Origin of the sequence: Parascardovia denticolens DSM 10105 = JCM 12538 (assembly GCF_001042675.1) — a bacterium.
In the GTDB taxonomy this organism is placed as follows: Bacteria; Actinomycetota; Actinomycetes; order Actinomycetales; family Bifidobacteriaceae; genus Scardovia; species Scardovia denticolens.
The window spans coordinates 276,283-302,847 of the sequence record NZ_AP012333.1 but is presented as its reverse complement, the minus strand read 5'-3'; the positions used below and the strand labels follow the sequence as shown (position 1 = coordinate 302,847).

22 protein-coding genes, 1 tRNA gene and 1 pseudogene are annotated in these 26,565 nt (G+C 58.4%); 5 read left to right on the top strand and 19 right to left on the bottom strand.

What is annotated here, in order from left to right; translation table 11 throughout:
• Positions 1-131 precede the first annotated feature (131 nt).
• From PSDT_RS01310 to PSDT_RS01300, 3 genes are all read left to right on the top strand, one after another.
• The gene (locus PSDT_RS01310; RefSeq protein ID WP_006290700.1) at positions 132-1,478 is read left to right on the top strand and encodes a DUF805 domain-containing protein; all 1,347 of its coding nucleotides are present in this window, start codon (positions 132-134) and stop codon (positions 1,476-1,478) included.
• On the top strand, positions 1,468-2,295 hold the full coding sequence (locus PSDT_RS01305; RefSeq protein WP_006289599.1) for a DUF805 domain-containing protein: 828 nt from the start codon (positions 1,468-1,470) through the stop codon (positions 2,293-2,295). Before PSDT_RS01310 ends, PSDT_RS01305 begins: the two co-directional genes overlap by 11 nt.
• Before the next feature lie 77 nt (positions 2,296-2,372).
• A complete protein-coding gene (locus PSDT_RS01300; RefSeq protein WP_006289598.1) occupies positions 2,373-3,131 on the top strand; it encodes an ABC transporter permease in 759 nt (252 codons plus the stop codon).
• A 77-nt stretch (positions 3,132-3,208) separates the two neighbouring features.
• On the opposite strand, the gene PSDT_RS01295 is transcribed toward PSDT_RS01300, so the two are convergent.
• The 12 genes and pseudogenes from PSDT_RS01295 to glf all read right to left on the bottom strand — a co-directional run bounded on the left by PSDT_RS01295 (position 3,209) and on the right by glf (position 12,485).
• Entirely contained in the window at positions 3,209-4,060 is an 852-nt protein-coding gene (locus tag PSDT_RS01295; RefSeq protein ID WP_407668719.1) for a hypothetical protein, read from the bottom strand.
• 221 nt (positions 4,061-4,281) lie between these two features.
• On the bottom strand, positions 4,282-4,935 hold the full coding sequence (locus PSDT_RS01290) for a histidine phosphatase family protein (protein WP_006289596.1): 654 nt from the start codon (positions 4,933-4,935) through the stop codon (positions 4,282-4,284).
• 1 nt (position 4,936) lies between these two features.
• Complete coding sequence (locus PSDT_RS01285) at positions 4,937-5,284, bottom strand: tautomerase family protein (protein ID WP_006289595.1); 348 nt, start codon at positions 5,282-5,284, stop codon at positions 4,937-4,939.
• A gap of 301 nt (positions 5,285-5,585) precedes the next feature.
• Positions 5,586-6,080: pseudogene (locus PSDT_RS01280) on the bottom strand (GtrA family protein); the annotation flags it as partial.
• 280 nt (positions 6,081-6,360) lie between these two features.
• Entirely contained in the window at positions 6,361-6,822 is a 462-nt protein-coding gene (gene rplI / locus PSDT_RS01275; protein ID WP_006290706.1) for a 50S ribosomal protein L9, read from the bottom strand.
• An 8-nt stretch (positions 6,823-6,830) separates the two neighbouring features.
• Positions 6,831-7,106 carry a 30S ribosomal protein S18 gene (gene rpsR / locus PSDT_RS01270; protein WP_006289592.1) on the bottom strand — a complete coding sequence of 92 codons (276 nt, stop codon included), beginning with the start codon at positions 7,104-7,106 and terminating at the stop codon, positions 6,831-6,833.
• Positions 7,107-7,275: 169 nt separating this feature from the next.
• Positions 7,276-7,902, bottom strand: coding sequence for a single-stranded DNA-binding protein (locus tag PSDT_RS01265; RefSeq protein ID WP_006289591.1), 627 nt, complete (start codon positions 7,900-7,902; stop codon positions 7,276-7,278).
• 79 nt (positions 7,903-7,981) lie between these two features.
• The gene (rpsF, locus tag PSDT_RS01260; protein ID WP_006289590.1) at positions 7,982-8,278 is read right to left on the bottom strand and encodes a 30S ribosomal protein S6; all 297 of its coding nucleotides are present in this window, start codon (positions 8,276-8,278) and stop codon (positions 7,982-7,984) included.
• Positions 8,279-8,514: 236 nt separating this feature from the next.
• The gene (locus PSDT_RS01255) at positions 8,515-9,384 is read right to left on the bottom strand and encodes a hypothetical protein (protein WP_006289589.1); all 870 of its coding nucleotides are present in this window, start codon (positions 9,382-9,384) and stop codon (positions 8,515-8,517) included.
• Complete coding sequence (gene rfbB / locus PSDT_RS01250; protein WP_006289588.1) at positions 9,381-10,586, bottom strand: dTDP-glucose 4,6-dehydratase; 1,206 nt, start codon at positions 10,584-10,586, stop codon at positions 9,381-9,383. Before rfbB ends, PSDT_RS01255 begins: the two co-directional genes overlap by 4 nt.
• A 4-nt stretch (positions 10,587-10,590) precedes the next feature.
• Positions 10,591-10,857, bottom strand: coding sequence for an ABC transporter (locus tag PSDT_RS01245; RefSeq protein ID WP_223293596.1), 267 nt, complete (start codon positions 10,855-10,857; stop codon positions 10,591-10,593).
• A 449-nt stretch (positions 10,858-11,306) separates the two neighbouring features.
• Positions 11,307-12,485 carry a UDP-galactopyranose mutase gene (glf, locus tag PSDT_RS01240; protein ID WP_006289586.1) on the bottom strand — a complete coding sequence of 393 codons (1,179 nt, stop codon included), beginning with the start codon at positions 12,483-12,485 and terminating at the stop codon, positions 11,307-11,309.
• Between the two features lie 399 nt (positions 12,486-12,884).
• Here glf and PSDT_RS01235 point away from each other — a divergent pair, with 399 nt between their 5' ends.
• Both PSDT_RS01235 and PSDT_RS01230 read left to right on the top strand, forming a co-directional pair.
• Complete coding sequence (locus tag PSDT_RS01235) at positions 12,885-13,799, top strand: DUF559 domain-containing protein (protein WP_006289585.1); 915 nt, start codon at positions 12,885-12,887, stop codon at positions 13,797-13,799.
• A 417-nt stretch (positions 13,800-14,216) separates the two neighbouring features.
• Positions 14,217-14,301, top strand: a tRNA-Ser gene (locus PSDT_RS01230).
• A 439-nt stretch (positions 14,302-14,740) separates the two neighbouring features.
• Here PSDT_RS01230 and PSDT_RS08000 read toward each other — a convergent pair.
• The 7 genes from PSDT_RS08000 to PSDT_RS01190 all read right to left on the bottom strand — a co-directional run bounded on the left by PSDT_RS08000 (position 14,741) and on the right by PSDT_RS01190 (position 26,539).
• Positions 14,741-15,769 (bottom strand): DUF805 domain-containing protein, encoded by a 1,029-nt coding sequence (locus PSDT_RS08000; RefSeq protein WP_006290708.1) that lies wholly within the window; start codon positions 15,767-15,769, stop codon positions 14,741-14,743.
• A 559-nt stretch (positions 15,770-16,328) separates the two neighbouring features.
• Entirely contained in the window at positions 16,329-18,149 is a 1,821-nt protein-coding gene (locus PSDT_RS01215) for an ABC transporter ATP-binding protein (RefSeq protein ID WP_006289583.1), read from the bottom strand.
• Entirely contained in the window at positions 18,149-20,053 is a 1,905-nt protein-coding gene (locus PSDT_RS01210) for an ABC transporter ATP-binding protein (protein ID WP_006289582.1), read from the bottom strand. The genes PSDT_RS01215 and PSDT_RS01210 overlap by 1 nt, the downstream gene beginning before the upstream one ends.
• Positions 20,054-20,282: 229 nt before the next feature.
• A complete protein-coding gene (locus PSDT_RS01205; protein WP_397224878.1) occupies positions 20,283-23,006 on the bottom strand; it encodes a TIM-barrel domain-containing protein in 2,724 nt (907 codons plus the stop codon).
• Positions 23,007-23,280: 274 nt separating this feature from the next.
• Positions 23,281-24,096: a carbohydrate ABC transporter permease gene (locus PSDT_RS01200; protein WP_006289580.1), complete on the bottom strand. Its 816-nt coding sequence runs from the start codon at positions 24,094-24,096 to the stop codon at positions 23,281-23,283.
• Complete coding sequence (locus PSDT_RS01195; RefSeq protein WP_006289579.1) at positions 24,093-24,992, bottom strand: carbohydrate ABC transporter permease; 900 nt, start codon at positions 24,990-24,992, stop codon at positions 24,093-24,095. Before PSDT_RS01195 ends, PSDT_RS01200 begins: the two co-directional genes overlap by 4 nt.
• Positions 24,993-25,141: 149 nt before the next feature.
• Positions 25,142-26,539 carry an ABC transporter substrate-binding protein gene (locus PSDT_RS01190; protein WP_048349425.1) on the bottom strand — a complete coding sequence of 466 codons (1,398 nt, stop codon included), beginning with the start codon at positions 26,537-26,539 and terminating at the stop codon, positions 25,142-25,144.
• Positions 26,540-26,565 lie beyond the last annotated feature (26 nt).

The following is a 26,565-nucleotide window of genomic DNA, read 5'->3' as shown; positions in this document are numbered from 1 at the left end:
GATTTTTATATAATCTTCTCCATAAACTGACGACCTTACGGAGAAGATCCCTCCTCTGATCGCCCGCCAGCCGAGGGCAAGACCAGGCGGGCAGGATATCGATTTGGAAAAGCCAGGCGAAAAGGACAATCATGACTTATCAACAAGACCCAACCCCCGCGGACTTCACGGATCCGGCGCCTGAAGACGGATCGCGGCAAGCTCCCTTCGAAAACCCCGAGCCTGCCTCACAGCCCGCGGCCCAGTCCGCGCGCCCCAATGACGATCAGGCCTCAGGAGCTCCCGCTGGGATGGGAATGCCAGTGGCGCCAGCCCCTTATCCTTCCGGCCGGGCCTTTGACGTCCCCTTGGGCCTGCCTTGGTACGGGGTGCCTTTCGGCAAGGCGATCAAGCGCTTTTTCAAGAAGTACGCCACCTTCTCCGGCCGGGCCTCCCGCAGCGAGTACTGGCTCGTCGTCCTTTTCAACGTCTTCGTCTACGTCGGGACGATCATCCTCTTCTTCCTCCTCTCCTTCGCCGACGGAATGACCTTTGACAAGGAAACGGGCTCCAACAACGTCTTCGTCTCCTTCATCATGGTCATTCTGGCCATCGCCTTGGTCGTTTACTCCCTGGCCTGCCTCGTCCCCTCCATCGCCATCATCGTCCGACGACTGCACGACTCCAATCACAGCGGTTGGTGGCTCTTGGGGTACGTCGTGGCGAAAATCGTCATGGGGATCACCGCTTCCATCGTCTTCATCAGTTGGATCACCTCTTTGATGCACAAATACGGAGCCGAGCTGGAAAGCGGGATCGACACCAACGCCCTTCCCTCAGGGGTGGAGGCCGATATCGTCAACAGCCTCATGGGCTTCCTAGGGACTTACGCCATCTTCGGCATCCTGGACCTGGCCTTGGGCATCACCTTGCTTGTCTTCCTTTGCCTGCCTCCTCGGATCGAAGGCCAGCGTTTCGACCGGCCGGAGGACAACCCCAATTTCTTCATCCAACAAACCCAGATGGCTTATCAGGGATTCCAGCCCTATCAATACCCGACGCAAGGCTATCAGCAGAATGGCTACCAGCCAAACGGATATCAGGCGGGCGGCTACCAGGTTGATGGCTACCAAGCCAATGGGTACCAAGCTGACGGCTATCAGGCCATGAACCCTCCCTATCAGGCAGCCCCAGTCCAGCCTTATCAGGCCCCGCAGGCCTCCCCCTACCAGCAGACGCAGCCGGTCCAGGGGACACCCCAGACCAATGGCTTCTCTTCCGATTCCTCTTTCCCGTCCGCCGACGGTTTCTCCTCCACTATGGACCAGCAGACCTGGCCCCCGCAGTCCAATCCGGGAGAGGCGCTTGCAGCCCCTGAGACTCCTCAGTCCCCCGAAGTTCCCCAAGCCCCTGAGACCCCACGGTCTTCTGATACACCTGCAGCTCCTGAAACCCCTAGCTCCTTCAACTCGCCGGAGACCTTCCCTCATGAGGCCTGAACCACAGGCGGGCGCAATCAACGGTAAAAGGCATCGCGAAGGGGACCTGGTCCCTTTCAAGGCCACGTCGCTTCCCGCCGACGCCCCTACCGCTCCCAGGAAAGACCAGCCTTGGAGGGGAATCCCCTTCGCCTATGCGGTGAAACGCTTCTTCTTCAAATACGCCACCTTCTCCGGCCGGGCCTCCCGCAGCGAATTCTGGTGGGCCTTCCTTTTCAACGCCTTGGCCCCCTATGCCTGCGCCGTGCTCGTCGAATGGTTCATGCGTTACACTGCCCTCGGTTACGGTTTGAACGGCCAGATCTCCCCTTTCGCCGCCATGACGGCGGTGATCCTGACCGTCACCCTCATCTTCTTCTACCGCTTGGCCACCCTGGTGCCGACCCTGGCCTTGTATTCCCGGCGGTTGCATGACGCCAATCTGGGCGCCGCTTGGCTGGCCGCCTACTGCCTGATCCAGCTCGCCCTTTTCTTCGGGCTCATCATCGTCTTCGCGAATTCCGCCAGCTCCGTCCCCCATTGGCAGGCCATGATCGACTCTTTCATGGACCGGATCCCCTCCTCTGAAGCCTGGATCTTTCTGCTCAATCTGATGGAAGGGTTCCTGATCATCTACGGGCTGAGACTTCTTCTCCGCATCGCCTTCCTGGTCCTCTTGTCCTTGCCGGCCCGGAAGGAAGGCAAGCGTTTCGACCAACTGACGGTCCTGGTCCCCGCGGAGGGTCCCCTTCCTGATTCCGACGCGGATTCCAAGGAGAACCTCGCTGCCACGATGACTTATGCGCCAGCGCCGGCGACTGCGGTCGGCGTCAACTGATGCCACAGACACGGCGATTCATGACTGAAAACGACCACGGCCGCCCACAGGGGACAGCCGGAAAGAAAAAGCCGGGGATGGCCATCGGCTCCTGGCTTCCTTGCGCCATCACCGTTCTGGGACTGCTGATGGTCTGGCAAATCGGGGTGATGGCAAGCAAAGCCTCGGAAAGGATCATCTCCTCCCCTAGCCAAATCTGGGACGCCTTGGTCTACAACTGGCCCCAGCTCTCCCTGAGCGCCTATGTGACGGCTTTCGAGGCCATCAGCGGCTTTCTCATCGCCATCGTGGTCGGCATCCTGCTGGGGGTCGGGCTCTTCCTATCCAAGATTCTCTATTCCTCCCTCTACCCCCTCCTGGCGGGGGCCCAGACCTTGCCGATCATCACCATCGCCCCCTTGTTCGTCATCTGGTTCGGCTATGACTCTCTGGGAAAAATCGTCCTTGTGACCGTTTTCAGCCTCTTCCCCATCGCCGTGCAGACCTGCCGGGGGCTGGAAGCCGTCCCCCGTTACTTCCGTGACGTGGCTTTGACCTGCGGGGCGACCCCGGCTTGGTCCCTCTGGCATGTGCAGCTGCGGGTGGCCGGACGTCAGATTTTCTCAGGGATCCGCATCTCCGCCACCTACATTTTCGCCACGGCGGCGACGGCAGAATACATCGGGGCCAAGGCCGGAATCGGGGTGTGGATGCAGGCGGCTTACAATTCCTTCCAAACCCCCATGGTTTTCGCCGCGACTGTGGTCATGGTGGTCCTCACCGGTCTGGTCATGGCCTTGGTCGCCCTCGTCGAGCGGATCCTGCTGGGGCCGGCCAGCGAGGATTCCATCGATTAGATTCCGCCCCTAGGATGAAGCCCCCGGAATCCCACTTTGAAATCCCGCTCCCCTCAAATTCCGCCGCTGGCTGGCTCTTAAAGCTCGACCGGAGGCTTGGTCGGATCGTCTTTCACATGCTCGAACTTCTTGGCCAGAGCAGCCTTGCTCTTGGCCTCATCCTCCTCCTTGGCCAAGCGCTTCGCCTCGGCCGGGTCCCACAGGACATCCGTCCTATGCCGGTCCCATTCAACGGCGGCCGCTTGGGACAAGGCGGACCACGATTCGGCGGAGTGCATGAAGGGGATCATCAGATTCTCATGTTTGACGAAGAGGCGGGGCAAAGACCAGCGCTCATGGAACTCGTTGAGGAAGAGGACCGCCACCAGGCGGGCGATGTTGTCCGCGGTGAAAGCCGCCACGCACTGGCGGACGCGGGTGTAGGAGTAAAGGGAGACCGCGAATTTCGCCGCCATCAAGGCGACCGGATCCGGGGAGGACTCCGCTGGCCGATCCGTCTGCCCGTCGCCGGTTTGAGAACCGCCGGCCGGAGAGCCCCCGGCCTGGCCCGCCTTGTCCTTCATCAGCTGATCGCAGTCGGAAATCACCTGGTCCAGGGCCTCCTTGTTCGAATCATCCAAGGAAGAGCCCATGCGCTCGATCACCTGATGGAAGACGGCCGGGTCGCATCCCTGACTGAAGTCAGCCACGTCATCAATCACGTCGTTCGCCAAAATCAAAGCGTCCACCACTTCCTGAGGCCGGCCCGGAATGTCTTCAGCCCCTTCGTAGACGTATTCGGCGTCCGGCAGGGTCACGTCGAAAGCGCGGATCAGGACCTGGGCGAACTCCCTCGTCTGCCGCACCCGCAGGTTCTCGTTGTACTTGACGTCGTTGTCGAGCTGCAAACCATCCTTCAAAGGCCACAAGGAGACCAAGGCCTCCCCCATCTGAGCCGCGGCCACGAGGTCTTTGTCCGCAACCAAGGCCTCCAGCAATTGGTCACGCTCTTCGTCCGTCAAAGCGGCGATATCGTTTTCTCCGAATCCTGATAATACGTTCATCATCCGTTTCCCTTCCAAATCAATCAGCGCCTTCCGTTCCTTCGGCGCCTTCCGCCTCTCCGGCACCTAGGCTCGCTCCGTCTGAGCGACCTTCCGGACAACCGACCCTAATCCGCCTGAGCGGCCGGGCTGGCGTAACTGATGTTGACCAGCTCATGGCTTCCCGTCTCGAAAGTGAAAGAGGTGACCGAAGCCAAATCGGTATGGCGCAGGAGCATGTTATGCTCGGCGTGGCCGGTCTCCAATAGGTGACGGAAGCTCCAAATCGGAGACTCATGCGAGACCACGATCAGGTTCTGCCCCGGGTACTGGTCCACCTTCTCGTACACGAACTGGCCGACCCGCCGGGCGATGGACCGGTAGCTTTCCCCCCAACTGGGTTTCCACAAATTGAGGACCAGCCGCCAGTTCCCCCTGCGCCACAAGGCTCCGTCCCCATGGCCGATGCGGGTCCCGCGGAAGTTGTTCCCGGCCTCGATGATGCGGCGATCGGTCTGCAAGACCAACTTATCCCCCTCGTCCCGACTGTGGTTGATGGCTTCCAGAATCGGCTGGGCCGTCTCCCTGGTCCTTTCCAAGGGGGAGCTGAAGATGGCCACCGCTGAGGCCATATCCGGCTGGGAAGCCATGTAATCGGCGGTCGCCCGGGCCATTCTCCGGCCTTTGGCGGATAGGTGGAAGCCGGGCAGACGCTCGTAAAGCAGGTGCTGAGGGTTGTCCACCTGACCATGGCGGACCATGTGAACGGTGGTATAGGCCATCTTAGAAATTCCCGCCGTTCCAGCCCCAGTCAGGGGTCGCCGTGAATCGGACGTACATGCGGTCCTCGGAAATCCCCAAGACCTCGTGGATGGCCGTCTGGATGGCCTGTCCCAACTTCTCCCACCGCTCGCTGTCCACGGAAGAACCAAAGACGTTCACTTCCACATACGCGGCGGGCTCCTGGTCGCTTCCGGCGAAATAGATGGGCATGGAGTCCTCGAAGGGGCACATGAGCCAAGATTCCGACTTCCCAGGCAGGATGGAGATGGCTTTCCCGTAAGCCTCTTTCAAGGCCTGACGCTGCTCTTGGCTGGTGGTGACGCTCACATGGGTATGGATGACTGGCATGGCGAAACTCCTTTATTTCCTTGAATCACGCTGGTCCATGACTAGCATTTCATTATACAGCCTGGACCTGTTCGGCACGAGGGGCTTCGCTCTGGGGCTGGGCCGCGGGCCCTTCCGGCCGCTTTCCTTCTTCGTGATCGACAACTTCGCCGGCAGTCTTGCCGACAACTTCGCCGGCGGTTTCGCCGATAGTTTCGTTGACAACTTCGCCGGCAGCCTGCCCGGACATTTGTCCTGACGCTTGTCCATCGGCTTGATTGGCCGGGGCTTCCGGGGCCGCGGCCCGCCTGTCGACCGATGATTGCGGCCCATGGTTCAAAGACCAGATCCCTATCTTGTGGGCCACCGAATTCTCCTTGATGGGCGTGCCCGGCTTGGGGGCGTCCAAAAGCCATTTCCTGATGAGGAAGTTCCAGACCATGACCACGACGGTGGCCACCAGCTTGGACCCAATGGTATAAATTTGGTATTTGGTCGGGTCGCTGGTCTGGGTGCCGGCCGGGAGCATACGCCCGGTCCCGATCCAGATGATCCAGTCATTGATTCCCAGACCGATGACCGACGAGACCACGAAAATCAGGATCTCCATCCACTGGGCCATATCAGGCCGATGGACGAAGACGTACCGCATGGAGGCCAGATAATTGAAAATCAGGGAGATGGTGAAGGAAATGGTTCCGGCCACCACCGCGTTCATGCCGAAATGAACCAGAAGGTTCAAGAGGCCGAAATCGATGAGGAAGGCGATGACGCCTACAATCCCGAATTTGATTATTTGCTCGATCAGTCTTTTCATAAGCCCCATTTAAGCATGGGGACCCTAGAAGGGCCTGAAAGACGGCGGAAAATCAAGGGAAAAGAGGGGGAAAGAAAGGGAAATGAAAGGGAAAATCCGGAGAGGGAAATGAAAAAGAAAAGAGCCGGAGCCTCAGGCCCCGACCCTGCTTAAGCAACGGTGATTGATACCGGATGGCGATGAAGCCGAACCCGTCTCTTCCGGGGAACATAGGGACTTGGGAACTTAAACCTTAAGAAACCTTAAGAGCCCAGTTCCCTTCCCCGGGAGACGACCCGGACTACTCGGCGACCACCTTGACGGTGAAGTTGGCGGAAATCTCCGGATGCAGCTTCACGGTAACGGGATATTCGCCTGTGGTCTTGATGTTCTCCACAGTGATGCTGCGGGCTTCCACGGAACCGGCTTCGACCACGGAAGCGGCCAGTGCCTGGGCGATCTTCTCGGCGCTGACGCCACCGAAGAGCTTGCCGGACTCGGACACCTTGGCGGAGATCTCAACGACCTTGCCTTCGATGGCGGCCTTGGCGGCGACGGCATCCTCACGGTTGGCCAGAGCCTGGGCGCGACGGGCGCGCTGCATCTGCTCGATCTGCTTGCCGGCCTTCTCGGACCAGGCGAAAGCCTCGCCCTGGGGGATGAGGAAGTTGCGAGCGTAACCGGCCTTCACTTCCACGGTGTCTCCCGGCATGCCGAGGTTGCGGACTTCCTTGCGAAGAATAACTTTCACGTTCTTAGCCATGCGATCACCTACTTGGAAGACTTGGAGTTGCGGGAAGGACGGCCGGTGGTGCTGTAAGGCAGCAGGGCCATTTCGCGGGCGTTCTTGATGGCGCGGGCGATCTTGCGCTGCTCCTGCACGGAGACGCCGGTGATGCGGCGGGAACGGATCTTGCCGCGGTCGGAGATGAACTTGCGCAGCAAAGCCACGTCCTTGTAATCGATCTCGGTGACCTTGGCCGTCTTCAACGGATTCGGCTTCTTCTTAAAAGGCTTTACTGGAGGCTGTGGCCTTTTGCGTGACATATGCACACTCCTTGTAAAAAAATAGACTGATTTTCGCTTGAATTCTTATCTTGATTCTTGTCTTTTTCGATCAGCTCGCCGATGGCGACGTTTCCGCTTGGCCCGATTAATTCAATCGATTCAATCGATTCGATTTATTCAATCGGTCCAGCCGGACTGATCGGTCCGATCAGAACTCGGGATCGCCGAATTCGTCGTCGGAACCGAAATCGCCGTTGCCGCCAAAAGCGGCGCCGGAGTCAAAGGATCCGCCGGAATTGGCCCAGGGGTCGGTCCCTTGAGCGGCGAAGCCACCGCCATTGCCGCCGCGAGGGACGGAAGCCCCACCTTGACGGGAGGATGAAGCGCCGCCGGCCTGGGAAGCCCCACCTTGATAGCCACCCCGGTTGCCACCGGAATAACCACCGTTGCCGCCGGAACTCGGGTTCCGCTGGACGGAAGCGGTGTTACGGCTCAAAGCCGGACCGATTTCGTTCACGCGCACTTCGAAGACGGTACGGTTCTCACCGTTCTGCGTCTGGTAGGAGCGCTGGACCAAATTGCCTTGGGCGATCACCCGCATCCCTTTCGACAGGGATTCGGCGATGTTCGAGGCCATGGTGCTGTACTGGGAATCCCAGCAGGAGCAGCGGAGGAAAAGGGCTTCCCCGTCTTCCCACTGGCCGCTGTTGCGGTTATAGGTCCGGGGGGTGGAAGCGATGGTGAAATTCACCACGCGTACGCCGTTGCCCGTGGTACGAAGCTCTGGGTCGGCGGTAAGGTTGCCAACCAAGGTAATCGGTGTTTCTCCAGCCATGTTATGCCTCTATTGTTCTTGATCTTTGAAACGGGCTGATTCCCGGCAGTCCCGGGAAAAGAATGAAGATGAGGAAGATTTACTTGACGTCCTTACGAAGAATCTTCGTACGGATGATGGATTCGTTGAGGTTCAGCAGACGGTCCAGCTCGTCGCTGGTCGCGGGCTCAGCCGTGTAGTTGACCACGGCGTAGGAGCCTTCGTTCTTGCCATCGATCTCATAAGCGAGCTTGCGGCGACCCCAGATATCGATGTCGTCCACAGTGCCCTTCTCATTGGTGACGGTTTCCAGATACTGATCCACCAACTTCTTCAGAGCGCGGTCATCCAATTCTGGATCAGCGATCAGCATGAGTTCGTATTTATGCGCAGACATCACCCACCTCCTTCGGACTATAGGCCACGGACTTTCCGCGACAGAAGATGTGTTTACGCGCGCCGGAGGCCTCCTGCGGATGCGATGATCCGACAAGGCGTAGTCCACCACGGCGACTCACCCACTATAGCGGCAGAACTCGACCGGGCTCGAAGGCCGCAACCGATTCGCCAACCCATCAACCCATCAACCCATCAACCCGCCAACCCGCGAAATCCGAAGAAGGCCTGCAAGGCCTACAGGAAGGGGCTGCCAAACCAGTAGCGGTAATAGAAGGCGAAATTCCGGTTCCCATACGTCGAGCAGGAGTCCCCCTGCCCATCCCCGGCCTTCAAAGCCGCCTCATTGGGCTGATAAGGGGTATAAGTATACAAAAGCGCCGTCGCCTGATTACGGATGTAAACCCGGGAGCTCCCGCAGGACGGGGCCGGATTATAACGCACCTCGGCCAAAGAGGCCGGTTTGTAAGGGTACCTCGAAGCGTGGGCCTGGTAGTATTTGAACCTCTTCGCCGCCCCATAGACCTGTTTGAAGAAACCGAGATAATCCTGGTCACAAGGGCCGTTGTCCGGACAGGACAGGCCCATGGCCGAATTGACCTGGGTCCGGTCGACCGACTTGGCCGTGACCAGCCCCTGCTCTTTCTGCAACATGACCAGCAGGACCTTCTGACTGATCCCGCAGGACCGGGCTGACCCATCGATGATGGCGGCCGCCGTCTGATCCTGTCCGCCCGAGAAACCCTTGCAAAGACCGTCGGCGCCCACCTTGTCGGTCTTGAATTTATAGGATTTCAGGCAGAAGTCGCCGGAGCAGCCGCTGTTGACCTTATCGAAGAAGCGCTGGATCTGGGAGCTGGTCAAGGCGTCGGAGTCGAAGAAGGACCGGTCGGAGATGATATAGCCGGGGTCGAAGTCATACTCTTGGAAGAGCTTGGTCTGGTTCTCCTGGGCGGCGTGGATTTCGCGGTTCCGGTTCAGGACAGCGCTTCCCTCCCATACCAGGGCGATGATAACCCCTATCAGCAGGAGGTGAGTCAGGAGGCGGCCTCCCCTCGCGACGGACCGGCCACGGGCGGAACCGGTTGAGGCTGTCGATACGGTCATCGTTTCTCCTGCTTCCGGCGGGCTTCAAACTGGGCCGCGTAGGCCCGTTCGGTCTCTTCCTTCTGGGCTTTCCACCAGCTTCGATGGGATTCATACCAAGCGATGGTGGTCTTCAAGCCGGCTTCCAAATCGGCGTGCCGCGGCCGCCAGCCCAGCTCGGTCCTGATTTTCGTCGAATCCAGGGCGTAACGGCGGTCGGCCCCCGGACGGTCAGGCACGGACACACGTGGGGTATGGTCCCCCATCAGAGCTTGGATCATATCCATGATCCGCAGGTTCGACCGCTCCCCATCCGCGGAAATCACATAAGTCTGGCCACTTCGGCCCCGGTTGAGTATGGCCCAGATGGCCGAGCACTGGTCCTCCACCGAAATCCAGTCGCGGACGGCCGAGCCATCCCCATAAATCTGCAAAGGGATGCCTTCCAGAATGCTGGTGATCTGCCTGGGGATGAATTTTTCCACATGCTGGTAAGGACCATAATTATTGGAACAGTTGGAAATGGTCGCTTCCAGCCCATAAGTCCTCTGCCAGGCCATGACCAGCTGGTCGGAAGCCGCCTTGGATGCGGAATATGGACTAGAAGGACGGTAGGGGCTGACCTCGGAGAACTTCTCGCGCGAGTCCAAAGGCAGGTCCCCGTAGACCTCATCCGTGGAAATGTGGTGGAAGCGGATCTTGTTGACCCTGGCCGCCTCCAGAAGACGGTAAGTGCCGACCACGTTGGTGGAGATGAAAGGTTCGGGGTCGGCTATGGCCCGGTCGTTATGGGACTCGGCGGCGAAGTGGACGATGGCCTCATGGCCGGGGACCAAGTTCTCCAAGAGCTCCCGGTCGCGGATGTCCCCGTGGACGAAGGTCAGGCAGGAAGCATCTTGATCGGAGGTATCATGCCCGGAATCGTCCTGAGCGCAACCGTCTCGCTCGGAAGCATTCCGACCAGAAGGCAAAAGCCCTTCCAGATTCGCCAGATTCCCGGCGTAAGTCAGGGCGTCCAGAACCGTGATCCTCACCTGGGGATAACGCCTTGCCGTATAGCGGACGAAATTCGAACCGATGAAACCCACTCCCCCGGTCACCAGGATCTTCCGGTAACGGGGCTGGTCGGACTCCAGGTCCGGCAGAGACACTGGCACCCGCAGCGGCCGCGCCTCCGGGTTCGTGAAGTCGAAGACCCCACTATCCCCTTGCCTGCCTGCCATCGATCTAACTCCTCAAAATCGAAGACATGGTCTTCGCCTCAATCATATAGGCGGGAATGGCGACAACGGGAGCGGAGATCAAAACCAACAGCATTGTGGCCGGCGGCCTAACCGTGAAAGTCAGAGCCAAACCGCTTGCTTTGATGGCCATATCCTGCGGATTGTCTGTATGCGGCATGGGGGCGTTGTCACCAGTGTCGATCCTTCCGTGGTCGACAAAAACCGCCGCCTTCATATATGTATACTCCATTCTGATTGTGATTTCTGCCATCGTAACCGCCTGCCTTGCCAGCAAAAGCAAGCCTTTCACACTATTTCATTTATTCTATTCTAGGCCCACTCCTAAATCACTGCTGGACACCCTCGTCCCCTTCCCTAATCCAAAATACACGCTTTTCCCCATTAAAATTTCCATCTTTCATCCGACTGATACGGTCTCCAAGAGCCCAGATCCGGTCATACTCTGGGTTCTCGAGGAAACTTCGAAGCCCTAGAAGACTCCTGCTGTGGACTAACTCAATGTTCGAAAAATTTGTGGCTTAAAAGGCGGGGTCATTCATTCAACTTCGACTTAGTCCACACCGGAAGAAGCAGAACGCGCAAAACACGAGAAAATCAATCACGGAATGAGAAATAAAGAAGTAAAAAAGAGGCCTGGAATGCAGGCCTCTTCGTAGGACAAACCCTCACCAGAATGAATCGATGAAAAGGTCGTCAGAATTAATCGGCAAGCAAAGGAGCCACTTCCTCTTCATAAGCGATCAAAGCGGAATTGATCACTTGATGCATGTCATAGTAGGCGTAAGTGCCCAAGCGACCGCCGAAAACGACCTGCGGCTCCTGGGCCGCCTTAGCCTTGTAATCGGCGTAAAGCTGGCGGTCCTCATCCGTGTTGATCGGGTAGTAAGGCTCGTCCCCGCGATTGGCGAAGCGGGAGTACTCCTCCCAGACCACCGTCTCTTCATGGCTCTGCTTGTCGTAGCGCTCGGGGTTGAAATTCTTGTACTCGATGGCGCGGGTGTAGGGTACGTCAGAATCGGCGTAATTCATGACCGCGCAGCCGAAATGGTCGTCCTCGGCGTAACGCTTCTCCTTAAAATCGACCGTGCGCCACTTGAGCTCACCCAGCTCGTAATCGAAGTAGCGGTCCACCGGGCCCGTGTAAATGACCGGGACCTTGCCCACCAAAGCCTTCTTGTTGTAAGGCTGGGACTCGTCGAAGAAGTCCACGTTCAAGCTGACCGTGATGCGCGGGTCGTCGATCATCTTCTCGAACCAGGCGGTGTAGCCGTCGGTCGGCAGGCCCTCCCAAGTGTCCTTGAAATAACGATTGTTGTAGTTGAAACGCACGGGCAGGCGGCGGATGATGGAAGCCGGCAGCTCGCTGGGGTCGGTCTGCCACTGCTTGGCCGTGTAATTGCGAATAAAGGCCTCATACAAAGGCTGGCCGATCAGCTTCTTGCCCTGCTCGTCCAGATCCTTGGGCTCGATGTCCGCGTATTCGCCGGCCTGCTTCTCCACCAGATCCTTCGCCTCGGCCGGGGTGTAAGCGGCGCGGAAGAACTGGTTGATGGTGCCCAAGTTGACCGGCAAGGGGAAGACCTCGCCATTATGCGTGGTGTACACGCGATGGACGTAATTCGTGAAGGAAGTGAAGCGGTTCACGTACTTCCACACCCGCTCGTTGCTGGTGTGGAAAAGGTGAGCGCCGTACTTGTGGATCTCCGCCCCGGTGCGCTCGTCGAAGTAGGAGTAAGCGTTGCCGCCAATGTGGTCCCGCACGTCGATGATGCGCACCCGCTTGCCCGTATGCTCCACGACCTGCTGGGCAATGGTCAAGCCAAAGAGGCCTGCTCCCACGATAACGATGTCGGCATCGATCGGTGACTCTTCTGCCATGATTCGCCTTTCTGCTTTGCGCTTTGTGCCTTGCACTTTTCTACTTCCTCGAACGAATTCGGATCATTCGAATGACTTGTTCGAACGAAAGGAACGCCTTCATTCTAGCTCAAGCGCTGTAGGGAAACCCGGAGACCGGGGGCGCTGCGCGGTCACCGGCGGGCAAAGTCGATGTAAAACGCGGTCACCGGCGGGCTAAGCCAGTGCGGTACGCAGCCGTCTGTGGACTAAATCAATGTAGAATGGAAGACCCCGCCTTTTAAGCCCCTCATTTTTTGAACTTTGGGTTAATCCACAGCCGGCGAGCGATAAATGGGGAAAACTTCCCGAAAAACGCACATTTGACCACATTCCCTCTAAAATTTCCTTCGCCCCGCCGACCCCGCATATGCTCGACATATGTACGAATTACCGCCCAACATCCCCAGCCGGCAGATCATGCTCTCCCAGGCCGCCCGCCGCCAAGTGGACACGTGGAAACAGCTTCAAATGGCCGAGGAGGAATTGCCAGCGAAGCGCTGCGACCTCATCGTGAGCCATGAAACCGCGGCCAGCCTGATGGGGGTGACACTGTTTCGCCGCAGTCGGAAAATCCACATCACCGTGGGACGGCGGAAAGACCGAATCCACAGAAAGCCATTCGTCTGCCATGTGCTCGGCAACACCTCGCTCGAGTCATCGCAAGCCCGCATTTTCACCGTTCCCTGCGCTTCGCCCGAAGCCACGTTCGCGCAGCTCTCCCGCACCCTCAAACTCGAGGACCTGGTTCTGCTGGGCGACAGTCTGACCTGCCGAAATCCCTTTCTCAAGCGCACGAGTAAGGCCCGGCTGAACCGTTACCTCCACGAATGCGACTCGTTCCGGGGGCTTCCTCAGTGCCGGCGGGCCCTCCGCCTGATTCAAGAAGACACCGACTCCCCTCAGGAAACACTCTTACGCCTACGGATGCTTCAGTACGGGCTCCCCCTGCCTCACGTCAATTTCAGTCTGGATGAGGAGTGCGGCCGATACCTCCTCGACATGGCTTATCCGCAGGCACGGATCGGCGTGGAGTACAACGGACGCCACCATCACCAGCAGCAGGCTGAGGACTGGGACCGCGCGAACGCCTTGACTGCGGACGGTTGGACGATTTTCGTGGCCGAGAAGGAGAACATCGAATCCACTTACCTCTGTCAACGTTTGATGACCAGCATCGCTCAGGCCTTGTCCGACAAGGGCGGCAGGCGAGTCATCCTCCGAGATGAGCCCTTGGAGCTCAAGGACCTCGCCGATGGCCGGCGTTGGAAGAAAAACGGGATTCCTTTGGATTAATTGGGTTTCCAAGCCGTTGTTGAAGCCATGTTTTGATCTCGCTTCCTCACTTCTTGGTTCCGGCCATACTTCGGCTTGATTCTGATCTTACTTCGGCTTGCACTTCGACCTCGTCGGACGTTGCTCTAGCATCATTTCGGAATTACTCCGACCTCACTTTGGCGTTGCTTTACCGCCGGCTGTGTATTAACTCAAAGTTCAAAAAACGAGGGGCTTGGAAGGCGGAGTCTTTCATTCTACTTTGACTTAGTACACGAAGGGTAAAGGATAGGAGCAACGAGGAGGAGAAATAGAGAAAGACAGAAAGGAAAGATACGAAGAGAGACAAAGGGAAGGCGAAGGGAGGGATCGCCGGCAGACACACCGGAAACCATTATTCTTGGCAATGTGTTATATTTTAGGGGTTGCTTTCGCAATGGAGGATTCGCCTAGTGGTCTATGGCGCACGCTTGGAAAGCGTGTTGGGTGCAAGCCCTCACGAGTTCGAATCTCGTATCCTCCGCGCTCATAATTGAATGAGGACATAAAGGAAGGCCCCGCCGTCAGGTGGGGCCTTCTGATTTCTTATTCATTTTTCTTAGATTTTCTTATAAAAATCGGCTCATTTCCTTCACGAAACACCAGTCATCTGCTTATGACATCCTGCCTTCATTCGTTAGGCCGACCATAGATCACCGGTCGCAAATTATAAGCACCATCCGATGGCGCGTAACGACACCCGTCATATTTCCCATGCGTGTGTGACTTTCATCCTTCCCTCCTTCTCTCCCTACTCCCCCTCCGCAGGACGGCAAATCTGAGGCGACCCAAGCAATCGGACCTTTTAATGAGCTAACAAGGTTCACTAGTAAAGTTAACAAGGTTCACTCGGCTGCAATCAAGCCTGAATCAAATAAGCCCTCCCAGAGGGGAGGGCGAGAAAAGGCAAACCGGACTAGCGACTAGCGCATGAACCAGACTGGGTTCCACTTGACCGGGTTGGAATCGGAGACCAACAGAACGATCAGGATAATGGGGCCGGCGACCGGCACAAGCCCGATGAAAATCCATGGTCCGGCATAACCCGCGTCATGCAGACGACGAACTGTCAGCGCGATACCGGGGATAATGGCGACCAGCGTATAAACCACCAGAACGAATCCGAAGAAAATCGCCATGGGGTTATTGGAATTGTCCTGACCGCCGCCGAAGAGCGCGGCCAAAACAACGGCCGCCGTCTCGACGAGGACGTTGAAGAGGACCATGAACCAGTATTCACTGCGCGAAGCGGCCCCCTTGAAAAGGGCGTAGCGGGTGAAGAAGCGCTGAACGGCTTCACCCAGGCTGCATCCAGGCAGGGGCGCCAGGTCCGCTGGGATGGAAAGAGGAGCCGCCGGCGCATAAGGCCCATAACCGTATCCCCCGGCGTAACCGGGGGCAGGAGAGGCAGGAGCGGGGGAATAAGCGGCATTGGCCGCATACCCTGCGCCTTGCGTATATCCATTCGCTGGGGCATAACCATTAGCTGACGCATATCCATTCGAAGGATTTCCGTTCACAGGCGCATATCCGTTATTCGTTGCATATCCAGCGTTCTGCTGAGCGGACCCGGCAGCTCGCGAATACCCAGGGTTCGATGCATACCCAGAGTACGGCGCATAAGTATTGGCGTTGGTATTAGCATTGGCATTCTGGGCCATATCCGACGACGGGCCAGATGCCGAAGCGGGATTGATGGATCCCGGCCGCCAAGACGATGGGGACGTCATGCTTGCAGGGTCGCCGAAATTATGGGTTTGGGCTTGGTCGGATCCAGCGGCGGCCCCAGCAAGGTTGGTGGATCCTGCAGGATCAATAGGATTGACAGACCCGGCGGAATCCGCGGAATAAGCAGGATTGACAGGGTTGGTCGGATTGACAGGATTCACGGGATTGCTGGGATTCGCGGGATCCATTGGTTTGCCAGGATACCCAGGGTTCTCAAAAGTCATGAAGACTCCTCCTCTATTCGGGCGTGAGTCTCGGGAAGCCCACGCTCCGATTGAACTAGTTACTTTTTCGACTATATTTTTCGAACTCTTCTTGAGAATATTCTATTTCGATATTCACAGTCGCTAACTTGAGATTACCTTATTCGCTGGATGGATCCGAACGCTTTTGCCGCAAATCTCACGTCATGAACTTTGCGGCGCAAATATTCCGACCGGAGTACATGAAGCAGAGTTCACCGTGCAAGGTTCATGGTGCAGAATTCATAGCGCAGAAGTTACGCCATGAATCTCACTTTGGACTTGACTTTGCTCTTCACTGTGAGCTTTACCTTGAGCCTCGCTTCGAATTTCGTTTTGAATTTTGAGTTTTGAGTTTCTAATTTCTCATTACACTTCGAGCATTGAATTTCAAGTCTCGAATTTCGAACTTCGGGTTTCACCTCGTGAGCGTCATTCGCCACGAAGCTTCCTCAAGCCCCCAAGCCCTCTCTCTCCTTCAAAGTCCACCAAAACCCCAGAGCCCGCAAAAAGCCCCCCCCCCAAAAAAAAACAAACCAGCCTATGCCTCATCCCCGTCGGCGAAAACCCCGGAATCGGCGCGAATCATGGTGTACTGCGACTCATAAAGACGGTAGTAAGCCCCGCGACTGGCCAGGAGTTCGGCATGGGATCCATGCTCCACGACCTGCCCATGGTCGATGTAAAAGATCTCATCCGCGTTCTCGATGGTGGACAGCCGATGGGCGATGATGAAGGAGGTCCGACCGACCAGTAGATGGGCCAGACCCGCCTGCAGGGCCTCCTCCGTGCGGGTGTCGATGTTGGAGGTGGCCTCGTCCAAGATGAGGATCCGCGGGTCGGCCAGAAGCACCCGGGCGAAGGCGATCAGCTGCCTCTGCCCGGCGGACAGAGTGGCCCCCCGCTCCTGGATGACGGTGTCGTAGCCATCGGGCAGGCTCATGATGAAGTCGTGGGCGTGAACGGCTTTCGCGGCCGCCGAGATCTCCTCGTCGGTCGCGTCCAGCCGCCCATAGCGGATGTTCTCCCTGACCGTCCCGGAAAAGACGAAAGTGTCCTGCAGCATGACTCCCATCTGCCGCCGCAAAGACTGGAGGGTCACGTCGCGCACGTCATGCCCGTCGATGCAGACCGACCCTTCGGCCACGTCATAAAAGCGGGACAGGAGACTGATGATGGTGGTCTTGCCGGCCCCGGTCGGCCCCACCAAAGCGATGGTCTTCCCCGGGGAGACGTGGAGATCCACTAGGTTGAGGATGTTTCGCCCACCGTTCTCGTAGCGGAAGACGACGTCGTTGAAATCCACCCGCCCCTGGATCGGCGGCAGATCCACGGCCCCGGGCTTGTTGGTGATGGACGGGACGATGTCCATGGTCTCGAAGATCCGCTCCAGATAAGCCGAGCAGGTGATCAGCTGGTTGTAGAAGTCCCCGATGTTGATGACCGGGCTCCAGAAATCATTGGCGTAACCGACGAAGGCGATGAGCACGCCCGTGGTCACATGCACCCCTCCCAGGGCCGTGATCCCCAGGTAATAGATGAGGGCGATGGCGCTGGTGGAGATGATGGCCACGCCCGGCCACATGAGGAACTCCAGGTGGACGGCCTTCATGTAGGAGCCCCGCACATCGGACAGCTGCCCTTGGAAAGTCCGGTATTTGGCCTTTTCCTGGGCGAAGGTCTGCGTGGTCTTCACCCCGGCGATGGATTCGTGGATGTAAGCGTTCAGGTTCGACTGTTTGTTGGACAGCTTCTGGAAGGCCTTCTTCTGACACTTCTGCAGGATCCAGACGAAAAGGACCATGAGGGGGAAGAGGGCCAGGCTCCAGAGGGTCAGCCGCCAGTCGATGACGAACATGACGATCAGGGTGACCGCGAAGGTGAAAAGGTCGGCGATGACCGAAATAAGGCCGGAGGAGAGGGTGTCAGACAGCGTGTTGACGTAGTTGACCACGCGGGTGAGGATCTTCCCATGAGGGCGGGAGTCGAAGTAGTCGAAAGGCAGGGTCTGGATGTGGGTGAAGATGTCCCGCCGCATGTCTTTAAGCATGAGCTGACCGACCCGGGTGATGGCGACAGTCCGGTAGGCCAGCCCCACTTCGTACAGAACGATGAGGGTGGCGAGGAGGACGACCAGCTGGATGAGGAGGGTCAGGTTTTTCTGGGGTATGGCGCTGTCGATGACCACTTTGATCAGGTAAGGCTCGACCACCAGGACGCAGGACATGGCGATCACGGCCAGGATGATGACCGCGATCTGCTTCAGGTAAGGTTTGAGGTAGTGGCCGACCCGAGCCAGGTCCCGGAAGTTGATCTTCTCTTCCAGTTCCTCGTCTTCGCGGAAGGTGTTCGGCTGAGCCATCAGCGGTCCTCCTCTCGTTCGAATCCTTGGGAATTCCCGGCTTGCAGCCCCAACTGCCTCCGGTAGATCTCCCAATAGCGGCCGTGGAGGGCGACCAGCTGCTCGTGGCTCCCCCGCTCGACGATTGAGCCATGTTCCAGGACCAAGATCAGATCCGCATCCTTGATGGAGGAGATGCGGTGGGCTATGGTCACGATGGTCCGGCTTCCTTCCAGCTTTCGCAGGGATTCCTGGATGCGCGATTCGGTCTCCATATCCACGGCCGAGGTGGTGTCGTCCATGATGAGGATGGAAGGGTTGTCGGCCAGGGACCGGGCCAGGCTCAGCCTTTGCTTCTGCCCGCCGGACAGGCCGACCCCTCTCTCCCCAACCACGGTGTCATAGCCTTCAGGCATGGATTCGATGAAATTATCCGCTCCGGCTATCTGGGCCATGCGGCGGATGAATTCGCCGGCAGCCTGAGACCGGGGGTTTTGCTGGGAGTCCCCTGCGGACGTCGGGGCGGAAACCGGGGCGGACATGGACGTGGACGCCGGCCCCTCAATCATCAGGCCGGCCCCGAAACCGATGTTGTTGCCGATCGTGTCCGAAAAAAGGAAAGTGTCTTGGGCGACGATGCTCACTTTGCTACGCAAGGTCTTGAGGGGCCAATCGCGGACGTCTTTCCCGTCTATGAGCACTCGGCCCTCGGCGGGGTCATAAAAACGGGCGATCAGATTGACCAAAGTGGATTTGCCTGAACCGGTCTCGCCCAGGATTCCCAGCTTGGAGCCAGCGGGAAGGGTGAAATTGAGGTCGGATAAGACAGGGGCTTCCGGCTCATCCGGGAAGGCGAAGGAGACATGATCGAATTGGACTTCCCCTCTCATAAGGGGTTCAGCCGAAACCGCCGAGGAGGGAGTAACCGCCGAATCCACAATCCGAGAGCGGGCCGTCAAAAGTTTGCGAATCTTGATGCAGGAGGCATTGAAACGCTGCCAATCGTTGACCAGCCAGCCGGACCTGCGCACCGGCCATTCAATCATCCATAGAAAGCTGTTGAAAACGACCAGGTCTCCCAAAGTCATCTCCCCACGGATGACCAGCCAGCCTCCCAGCCCCAAAGTGACCAGTTCCAGTCCGAAGCCCAGACCATCCAGCCAAGGCATGTATTTGCGGCTGTTATAGGCCAAAGCCATGTTCTTCTGCATGTAGTCATCGTTGTGCTTGTCGAAGACCTGGGTCTCGTAATCCTCACGCACGAAAGCCTTGACCACCCGGTTGCCTTCGATGTTCTCTTCGACCCGGGAATTGAGGTCGGCCAAGGAGTTGCGGATGGCGAAATACAAGGGATGGGCGTGGGAGGCCAAGGCCCGGGTCAGCATCAACAGGGGCGGGGTGACGGCGGCCAGGGCCAGAGCCAAGCGCCAGTCGATGGCGAACATGACCGCCAGGGCCCCCACGAACATGACGACGCAATCCAGGATCTGGTAGCTGGCCCAAGCCAGGCCGTGGCGGATGGCGTCCGTGTCCGAGGTCATGCGGCTCATGATGTCCCCGTTGCGGGTGTGGTTGAAGTAGGTGAAATCCAGCTCGTGCAGCTTTTCGTACTCATCGCTGACCAGGCGGAAGATGGTGTTCTGGCCGAAACGCTCCATCCACATCTGATAACCGTAGCGGGAGAAGACGCGGATGACCGTCAGACCGATCATGAGCAGGCAGAGGGGGACCAGCAGCCCCCGCTTGCCTCCGGTGATTACCTGGTCCACGATGGCCCCGGACAGGAGGGGGATGATGAGGGCGGTCGTATCATTGACGCAGAAAAGGAGGACCGACCCCGCCACCCGAGGCCAATCAGGCTTGCAGTAAGGCAGAATCCAGCGTAGATTGCCGGCTTCTCGGTTCCTGTCTGGGTTCACATACATGGATGCTGGTCCTTCGACGTTTTTTCGACGGAAAACCGCCCGATGGGACGGAATATAGGAATAAGTATAGCGATTATATCCGCCCTCCCCAGCGTCAGGCGCCACCGCCTTTTCACATGGCGGAATCCTCCGGCTCGCCTGAGCGAATGCAAGGCTCAGGCAGACGCTGGACCAGACCAATGAAGCCATTTTCGACCGACCGAGGCCGATGGACGTGGAGCTCAGGAATTCAGCGCAGCAGGACCTCCTCCAAGGCGGCCAAGACCGATTCGGGCAGAGAGGATGCGAATTTGCTCTCTTCTTGGCTGATTTCCTTCTCCCCAGGGACCCCACCCGTGAAATTGAGGGTACGCAGACCGCTCAAAGCGGCGGCCCCGACCTCTTGGACCATCGACCAAGCCAGATCCTTGGTCAGATAAGGCATTTGGGCCCGGGCCAGGATCTCCTGGCAGTCGACCAGATAGGGGTCGGGAGCGACGTCCAAATCGCTGGGGAAGATCAGGACGACTTCTCCGCTCGTCGGACAGGCCGGGAGGGTGACGGTCAGACTCAGTTTGTCTTCGTCATAGGAGACTTGGAGGCCGTCAACCGGACGGCCGCCGACCGTCGCCGTCACCTCGTTTTCATCCAAGCGGCCGACCCCGCGCCAAGTCACGGTCCAGGTCCGGGCCTGCGGGATCGCCTGGATCCGGCCGTCATCCTGATCGCCGTCCTCAGCCTTATCTTGGTCATCCCCATCTCGACGGATAGCAGGACCGATGACGACCTTCCTCCTGTGCCCTGGTCCATCATCCCAGACCGCGGAAATCGTGGTCGTCATCCGCCCGCTTGGCCGTCCGTCGGAGCCCAATCGTCCGGAATCCTCCCGCAGGAGGAAGTCCCCATCGGCCCCCGGGAAAACCATCACGGTCATCCGCTGCGGATTCGACAGGTCGTTGACCGTTGAGGCCGAACCCGATTCCGTCAGATCCTGCAGGGGAACCACGGCCCCGGCCCGGGCGAACACCGGCATCAGTCCCAAAGGACGGTGCACCCGCACCCGTCGGCCGGCCGCCCCCGTAGACAAGCCCTCTCCCGACCGGTCGCAGGCCGCCAAATACCGGCGGCCAGTGAAAACGTCGAACCAGATCCCTCGCGGCAGCCATACATCGGCCCCTCCCATCAAAGAAGAAGCGTCAGCCTTCTCCACAATCGGAGAGACCAGCAAACGATCTCCGAAAAAGTACTCGTTCTGGCACAGGTAGGCGTCAGCCACCTGTGGGAACCACCAATAGACCGGCTCCACCAAAGGAAGCCCCTGCTCATGCGCCCGATAATCCATCGAATACAGGTAAGGGACCATCCGATGCCGCAGGCGCAGGAAATCAATCATCACCTGCTGGGCATCCCCGGGAAAGTTCCACGGCTCCTTTCCGCTGAAAGCCGAGGCGGACGAATGCAAACGGTTCACCGGGCTGAAGACCCCCCACTGATACCAGCGGACCTCCAACTCGTCGTCGCGAGCACCCAACATGTGCCCGCCTATGTCATGACTCCACCATCCGTAGCCGATGTTCGAAGCCGTCGCCGTGAAGTAAGGCTGGAAACGCAAGGAATCCCACGAAATGACCGTGTCCCCGGAAAAGCCGACCGGGTACCGGTGCGACCCCGGGCCCGCATACCGGGAGAAGGTCAAAGGCCAGCGGCCTCCCCGACCCGAATCCACGTAATGCAAATGGTTCAGGAGCCACAGGGGATCCACTCCCCGCCGCCGGGAAACGCCTCCCTGCTGCCAATCCACCCACCAAAAGTCAACGCCTTCATCCTCAAAACCGTGATGCATGGCGAAATAAGCGTCCACGAAACGGGGATCGGTCAAATCGAACTCAATCGGGGACTCGGCCGAAGGACCCACCCCCATCGTCCGGGCCATGGCCGGGTAGCAATCCTCGAAGGCGCGCACCCCATCCCGGGGATGCACGTTCAAGGTCGTCCGCAGCCCCCGGTCATGCAAGCCGGACAGGAACCCTTGCGGATCGGGGAAAAGCCGCCGGTTCCAGGAATAGCCCGTCCAACCTGACCCGAACCGGGCGGGCACGTCCACCCGATGCCAATCCATGTCGATCACAGCCACGCTGAAGGGGATCCCAGCCTTGGCGAACCGGTCCATCAAAGCCCCATAGCTGGCTTGGGAGTAGGGATAAAAGCGGGACCACCAATTCCCCAAGGCGAAACGCGGCAGCAGGGGGGCAGCCCCCGTCAAACCATAAAAGCCCTGCACGGCTTCGACGAACCGCAGCCCGTAGCCGAAGAAATACAGGTCGATCTCCTGATGCGAGCGCGGGTTGACCTCAATCCCCGGTCCGAATTGCCCTTGACCATACTCATCTTGCCCATGCTCGTCTTGCTCAAGCTCCCCTCGCTCGTGTTCCCCCTGCTCCCCATGGAAGTCATCTCCTCCGGAAGCCGGGGATGCCAAGCCGATGATGCCGCTGGCTGAATCGTCGATGACCGCCCAGCCATCGCGGGAAAGGACCCCGTCATCCAGAGGGATGGCCCCGTCCGCCTCATCCAAGGTCCGGGCCGTCCCTTTGAGGTTCCCCTTGCCGGCGTCCCCGAAATGCCAAGTGTTGAACTGCGACCCGGGCACGCCTTTCACCACCACGCTCAGGCCTTCTTTGCTGAACTTCTTCCCGTCATAGACCAGATGCAAGGCTTCGGTGTCGATGACGACGTCCCCCCCGGCAGCCCGCGTGACATGGAAGTCCACTTGCCCGCCGAACTGGCGGTTGACGACCATCTGGGAGATCCCATCTTCGAATTCGCCCGAGTCCGACCATTCCAGACGCAGGAGGGAGGGGGTAAGGACCCCGATTCGCCAGCGGTCCCCTTGAACGACGTTCTCCGGGAGCATCCGGGGACGGGCTTGATCGATGAAACGCCGGAACTGCTTTTGATCCAGCCTCTCCCCCATCCGGCCGTATTGGCTTTCGCCCGTACCGCTGTTGAAATCCATGGTCTTATTGATGTCCATGTCGACGCCTCGAATCCAGGAAACCCGCAAAGGGGGCTGAAAAAACTAAAAACTAAAACCAAAACCAAAAATTAAAAGGACGAAAGAACGCAAGGCTGAAAGGCGGAGGCCGGGGAGCGGGGGCAGGGCAGCGGGCGATGAAAGCGCTCGCCGCGCCGTCTCTCCCCCGCGGCATACCCACGGGTCAGTACCTCACATATCAGCGGCCCCAGTCCTATCCCTTGGTGCTGCCCGAAGCGATGCCGGCGATGAACTGCTTCTGGAAAATCAGATAGACCAGCAAAACGGGGATGATCGCCAGCGAAGTCGCCGCGAAAAGCCCGCCGTAATCCGTCCCGAACTGCCCATCGAAAGCCTTGAGCCCCACGGACAGGAGCATCTTGTTCTCGTCGGTGATCATGAGGAAAGGCCACAGGTAGTCTTCCCAGTTCCACAGGAAAACGAAGATGCCCAAGGCGGAGATGCTGTTGCGGCACAAGGGGATCATGATCTGGTGGAAGATGCGGAATTCGCTGGCCCCATCCACCCGGGCGGCCTCCACGATTTCGTCGGAGACGCTGCTCATGCCTTGCCTCAGCTGGAAGACGCCGAAAGCGTTGATCATCGCGGGCAGGATCAAGGCCCAGTAGGAATCTGTCAGACCGAAGTTGGTCATCATCTCATACTGGGGGATGATGGTCACGGCCCAGGGGATCATCATGGTCGCCAGGACGATCCCGAAAAGCAGGTTCCTCCCGCGGAATCGCATCTTGGCGAAGACGTAGCCCAAGAGGGCGCTGGTGTAAAGGACGATGACCGTCTTGACCACGCTGATGAAGAGCGAGTTGGCGAACAGCTGCAGGAAGTTGAATTTCTGCTGGATGTTGATGTAGTTCTGGACGGTGCTGGGTTTGGGGAAGAAGCCCCCGGTCACGCTGACGATGGCGCTGTTGGGCGCGAAGGAGGAAATCAGCATCCACACGAAGGGGATGATGGTGATCAGGGCCAGCAGCCAGAGGACGATGTTGAAAAGGATCTGTTTGATTTTCATCGTTCGTCGCTTTCCCCTGTCACCTTGAACATGATCAAGGTGAGGATGCCGGTGATGACGAAGAGGACGATGCTCATGGCCGACGCCTCGCCGAAGTTGTATTTGACGAAGGCGGTGTCGTAGATGAGATAGCTGATCGTGTACGTGGACGTGCCCGGTCCGCCCTCGGTCATCATGAGGAATTGGACGTAAGCCTGCATGTAGGTGATGATGGAAGTGATGAGGACGAAGATGGTCGTCGGCCGGATCATGGGCAAAGTGATGCGCCAGAAGATCTGGCTGCTGTTGGCCCCGTCGATTTCGGCGGCCTCGTACAGGTCTTTGGGGACGTTCATCAGAGCCGCCAGGTAGAGGACGGTCGCGTATCCGAAATCCTTCCAGATGGTCATGATGATGATGGCCGGCAGGGACCAGGTGGCGCTATGCAGCCAGTTGACGTCCAGGTGGGTGGTCCGGTTGATGAGGCCGAACTGGGGGTCGTACATCCAGACCCAAACCAGGGAGACGGCCACCAAAGGGGTGACGGTGGGCATGTAGAACAGGCCCCTCAATACCGTCTTGTATTTGGTCATCTTGGAATAGAGCATCAGGGCGATGCCCAGACCGATGACGATCCTGAAAATCACGGAGAAGGCGGAGAAATAGAAGGTGTTCCAAATCGACTTCCAGAAAAGCCCATCGGTCAGGATCGCCTGGAAGTTCTTGAGCCCGACCCAGCTGTAGGTTCCATTCAGGGGGTTCCATTGGTGCATGCTGCCCGCAAAGGCCTTCCCGATGGGATAGATGGTGAAGATGGCCAGGTTCGCGACCAGGAAGAAGATGGCTATGTTCCGCAGACTCAGCCATCTGAAGAAGGGCTTTACCGCCGCCCCGAAGCTATTTCTTCGGTTACTCATAATTCATGCTTTCATATTTTCGGTCTTATAAACGCTCCCCGCCGGGCCACCCGGTGCCCGAGCCCATGGCTCCGGGTTTCGGTCCCCAGGCGCCAAGCGGGGAAAACGTTCGCTGCAAGCCGTCAGAATCAATCAGGAAAGACGGGGGGTCAATCGACCGCGGCCTCCTTATAGAAGGCGTAGTTCTTCTCCAGAGAAGTGAACTTGGGGGAGATCCCATCCAGATCCTTCTGCATGGTCTTCTGTCCATCAGCGACCGCCGAATCGATCGACTTCTTGTTGTAGAAGACGTTTTCGAAGACCTGCTTGGAGGTGTCCTCCAAGGTGGAGGGGACGGGTCCGGGCCAGATCAGACGGTCGACCACGGGGTGGATGGCCTGATAGGAGGGCATGGCGGTGATCTGCTTATCGGAATCCAGGCTCTTCTTGGCGGGGACGGACTGGAAGTTGATGGCGGTGTTCTTCATGAAGTCGTCGGAGGCCAGGAGATACTTCATGATGTCTTGGGCGACGGCCTGCTGTTCGGGGCGGGCGTTCTTGTTGATGCCTGGGGTGGATTCGCCGTTGTAGCGGTCGTAAGCCAAAGGCTTGGTCTCGGCCTTCCAGAGCGGAGGAGCGAAGACACCCCAATTGATCTTGGGATACTTGCTCTTGAGGGTGATGGCGAAAGAGCCCCACTGGTAGACCATGGCGGTCTGACCGTTGCCGAAGCTCTTCTGGGCATCGGTGCCGAAGTTGGCTGAACCGGACTTGTCGTCCTCGTAGATGGCCTTGATGGTCTTGAGGACTTCCTTGGTGGCAGCCGTATCGTAGTTGACCGTGGTCTGGTCGGACTTGAACAGGAGCTTGCCCTGCTGGTAATTCAGACCCTGCCACATGGCGTTGTATTCGCCGCTGCCGTTGAAGTTGATCCCGGCCCGGGTGAGTTTGCCGGAACCGTTGCGCTTGGTCAGCTTTTTGGCGTCTTCGCGCATCTGGTCCCAAGTCTTGGGAAGGTCCTTGTCGCTAAGGCCGGCCTCCTTCCACATGTCTTTGTTGTAGTACCACATGCCGGTGTTGATGATGGAGTCGATGTACTTGACCTTGCCATCCACGGCGTGAGGAGCCACGTTGCGGTAGTCGGCCTCCAGACTCTTCAGAGGGATGTCGTAAGTGGCCATGTAAGGGGAAAGGACGCTGTCGAAGGAATTGTGGACGGCGAAGAGGGCGGGGCCGTTCTTCCCGCGCAGCTGCAGGGGCAGTTTGGTGAAGTAGTCATCCCAGTTCACATCATGACGGACGATGCGCACATTGGGGTGGATCTTCGTATAAGCCTTGAAGCTGGGAAGGGCGGTGTCGCCGGTCCCGTTCCACGTCCAATAATCGATGGTGATGGGTTTGCCCCCGTTCACCAGATGATTGGGGTTATACTGGACGGCCTGGCCCACGGTGGGCAGACCCTTGTTGGCTTTCGTGTCGGTGGCCCCTTGCGGACCTGAACCACAGGCGGCCATACCAGCTATGCAAACGGTTGCTAAAGCAGCGGTAAGCAGTCTTTTCATTCTCATACCAGTTACCTCCTCGTAAATGGGTA

What these genes read in the sequence shown, in the direction of transcription:
- PSDT_RS01195 (WP_006289579.1), bottom strand. Translation starts at nt 24,992, where the DNA reads ATGAGTAACCGAAGAAATAGCTTCGGGGCGGCGGTAAAGCCCTTCTTC.
- PSDT_RS01310 (WP_006290700.1), top strand. Translation starts at nt 132, where the DNA reads ATGACTTATCAACAAGACCCAACCCCCGCGGACTTCACGGATCCGGCG.
- PSDT_RS01285 (WP_006289595.1), bottom strand. Translation starts at nt 5,284, where the DNA reads ATGCCAGTCATCCATACCCATGTGAGCGTCACCACCAGCCAAGAGCAG.
- PSDT_RS01305 (WP_006289599.1), top strand. Translation starts at nt 1,468, where the DNA reads ATGAGGCCTGAACCACAGGCGGGCGCAATCAACGGTAAAAGGCATCGC.
- PSDT_RS08000 (WP_006290708.1), bottom strand. Translation starts at nt 15,769, where the DNA reads ATGACTTTTGAGAACCCTGGGTATCCTGGCAAACCAATGGATCCCGCG.
- PSDT_RS01245 (WP_223293596.1), bottom strand. Translation starts at nt 10,857, where the DNA reads ATGGCAGAAATCACAATCAGAATGGAGTATACATATATGAAGGCGGCG.
- PSDT_RS01190 (WP_048349425.1), bottom strand. Translation starts at nt 26,539, where the DNA reads ATGAGAATGAAAAGACTGCTTACCGCTGCTTTAGCAACCGTTTGCATA.
- PSDT_RS01295 (WP_407668719.1), bottom strand. Translation starts at nt 4,060, where the DNA reads ATGGGGGAGGCCTTGGTCTCCTTGTGGCCTTTGAAGGATGGTTTGCAG.
- PSDT_RS01235 (WP_006289585.1), top strand. Translation starts at nt 12,885, where the DNA reads ATGTACGAATTACCGCCCAACATCCCCAGCCGGCAGATCATGCTCTCC.
- PSDT_RS01210 (WP_006289582.1), bottom strand. Translation starts at nt 20,053, where the DNA reads ATGTATGTGAACCCAGACAGGAACCGAGAAGCCGGCAATCTACGCTGG.
- rfbB (WP_006289588.1), bottom strand. Translation starts at nt 10,586, where the DNA reads ATGGCAGGCAGGCAAGGGGATAGTGGGGTCTTCGACTTCACGAACCCG.
- PSDT_RS01300 (WP_006289598.1), top strand. Translation starts at nt 2,373, where the DNA reads ATGGCCATCGGCTCCTGGCTTCCTTGCGCCATCACCGTTCTGGGACTG.
- PSDT_RS01215 (WP_006289583.1), bottom strand. Translation starts at nt 18,149, where the DNA reads ATGGCTCAGCCGAACACCTTCCGCGAAGACGAGGAACTGGAAGAGAAG.
- PSDT_RS01265 (WP_006289591.1), bottom strand. Translation starts at nt 7,902, where the DNA reads ATGGCTGGAGAAACACCGATTACCTTGGTTGGCAACCTTACCGCCGAC.
- rplI (WP_006290706.1), bottom strand. Translation starts at nt 6,822, where the DNA reads ATGGCTAAGAACGTGAAAGTTATTCTTCGCAAGGAAGTCCGCAACCTC.
- PSDT_RS01290 (WP_006289596.1), bottom strand. Translation starts at nt 4,935, where the DNA reads ATGGCCTATACCACCGTTCACATGGTCCGCCATGGTCAGGTGGACAAC.
- glf (WP_006289586.1), bottom strand. Translation starts at nt 12,485, where the DNA reads ATGGCAGAAGAGTCACCGATCGATGCCGACATCGTTATCGTGGGAGCA.
- PSDT_RS01205 (WP_397224878.1), bottom strand. Translation starts at nt 23,006, where the DNA reads ATGGGGGAGAGGCTGGATCAAAAGCAGTTCCGGCGTTTCATCGATCAA.
- PSDT_RS01255 (WP_006289589.1), bottom strand. Translation starts at nt 9,384, where the DNA reads ATGACCGTATCGACAGCCTCAACCGGTTCCGCCCGTGGCCGGTCCGTC.
- PSDT_RS01200 (WP_006289580.1), bottom strand. Translation starts at nt 24,096, where the DNA reads ATGAAAATCAAACAGATCCTTTTCAACATCGTCCTCTGGCTGCTGGCC.
- rpsR (WP_006289592.1), bottom strand. Translation starts at nt 7,106, where the DNA reads ATGTCACGCAAAAGGCCACAGCCTCCAGTAAAGCCTTTTAAGAAGAAG.
- rpsF (WP_006289590.1), bottom strand. Translation starts at nt 8,278, where the DNA reads ATGTCTGCGCATAAATACGAACTCATGCTGATCGCTGATCCAGAATTG.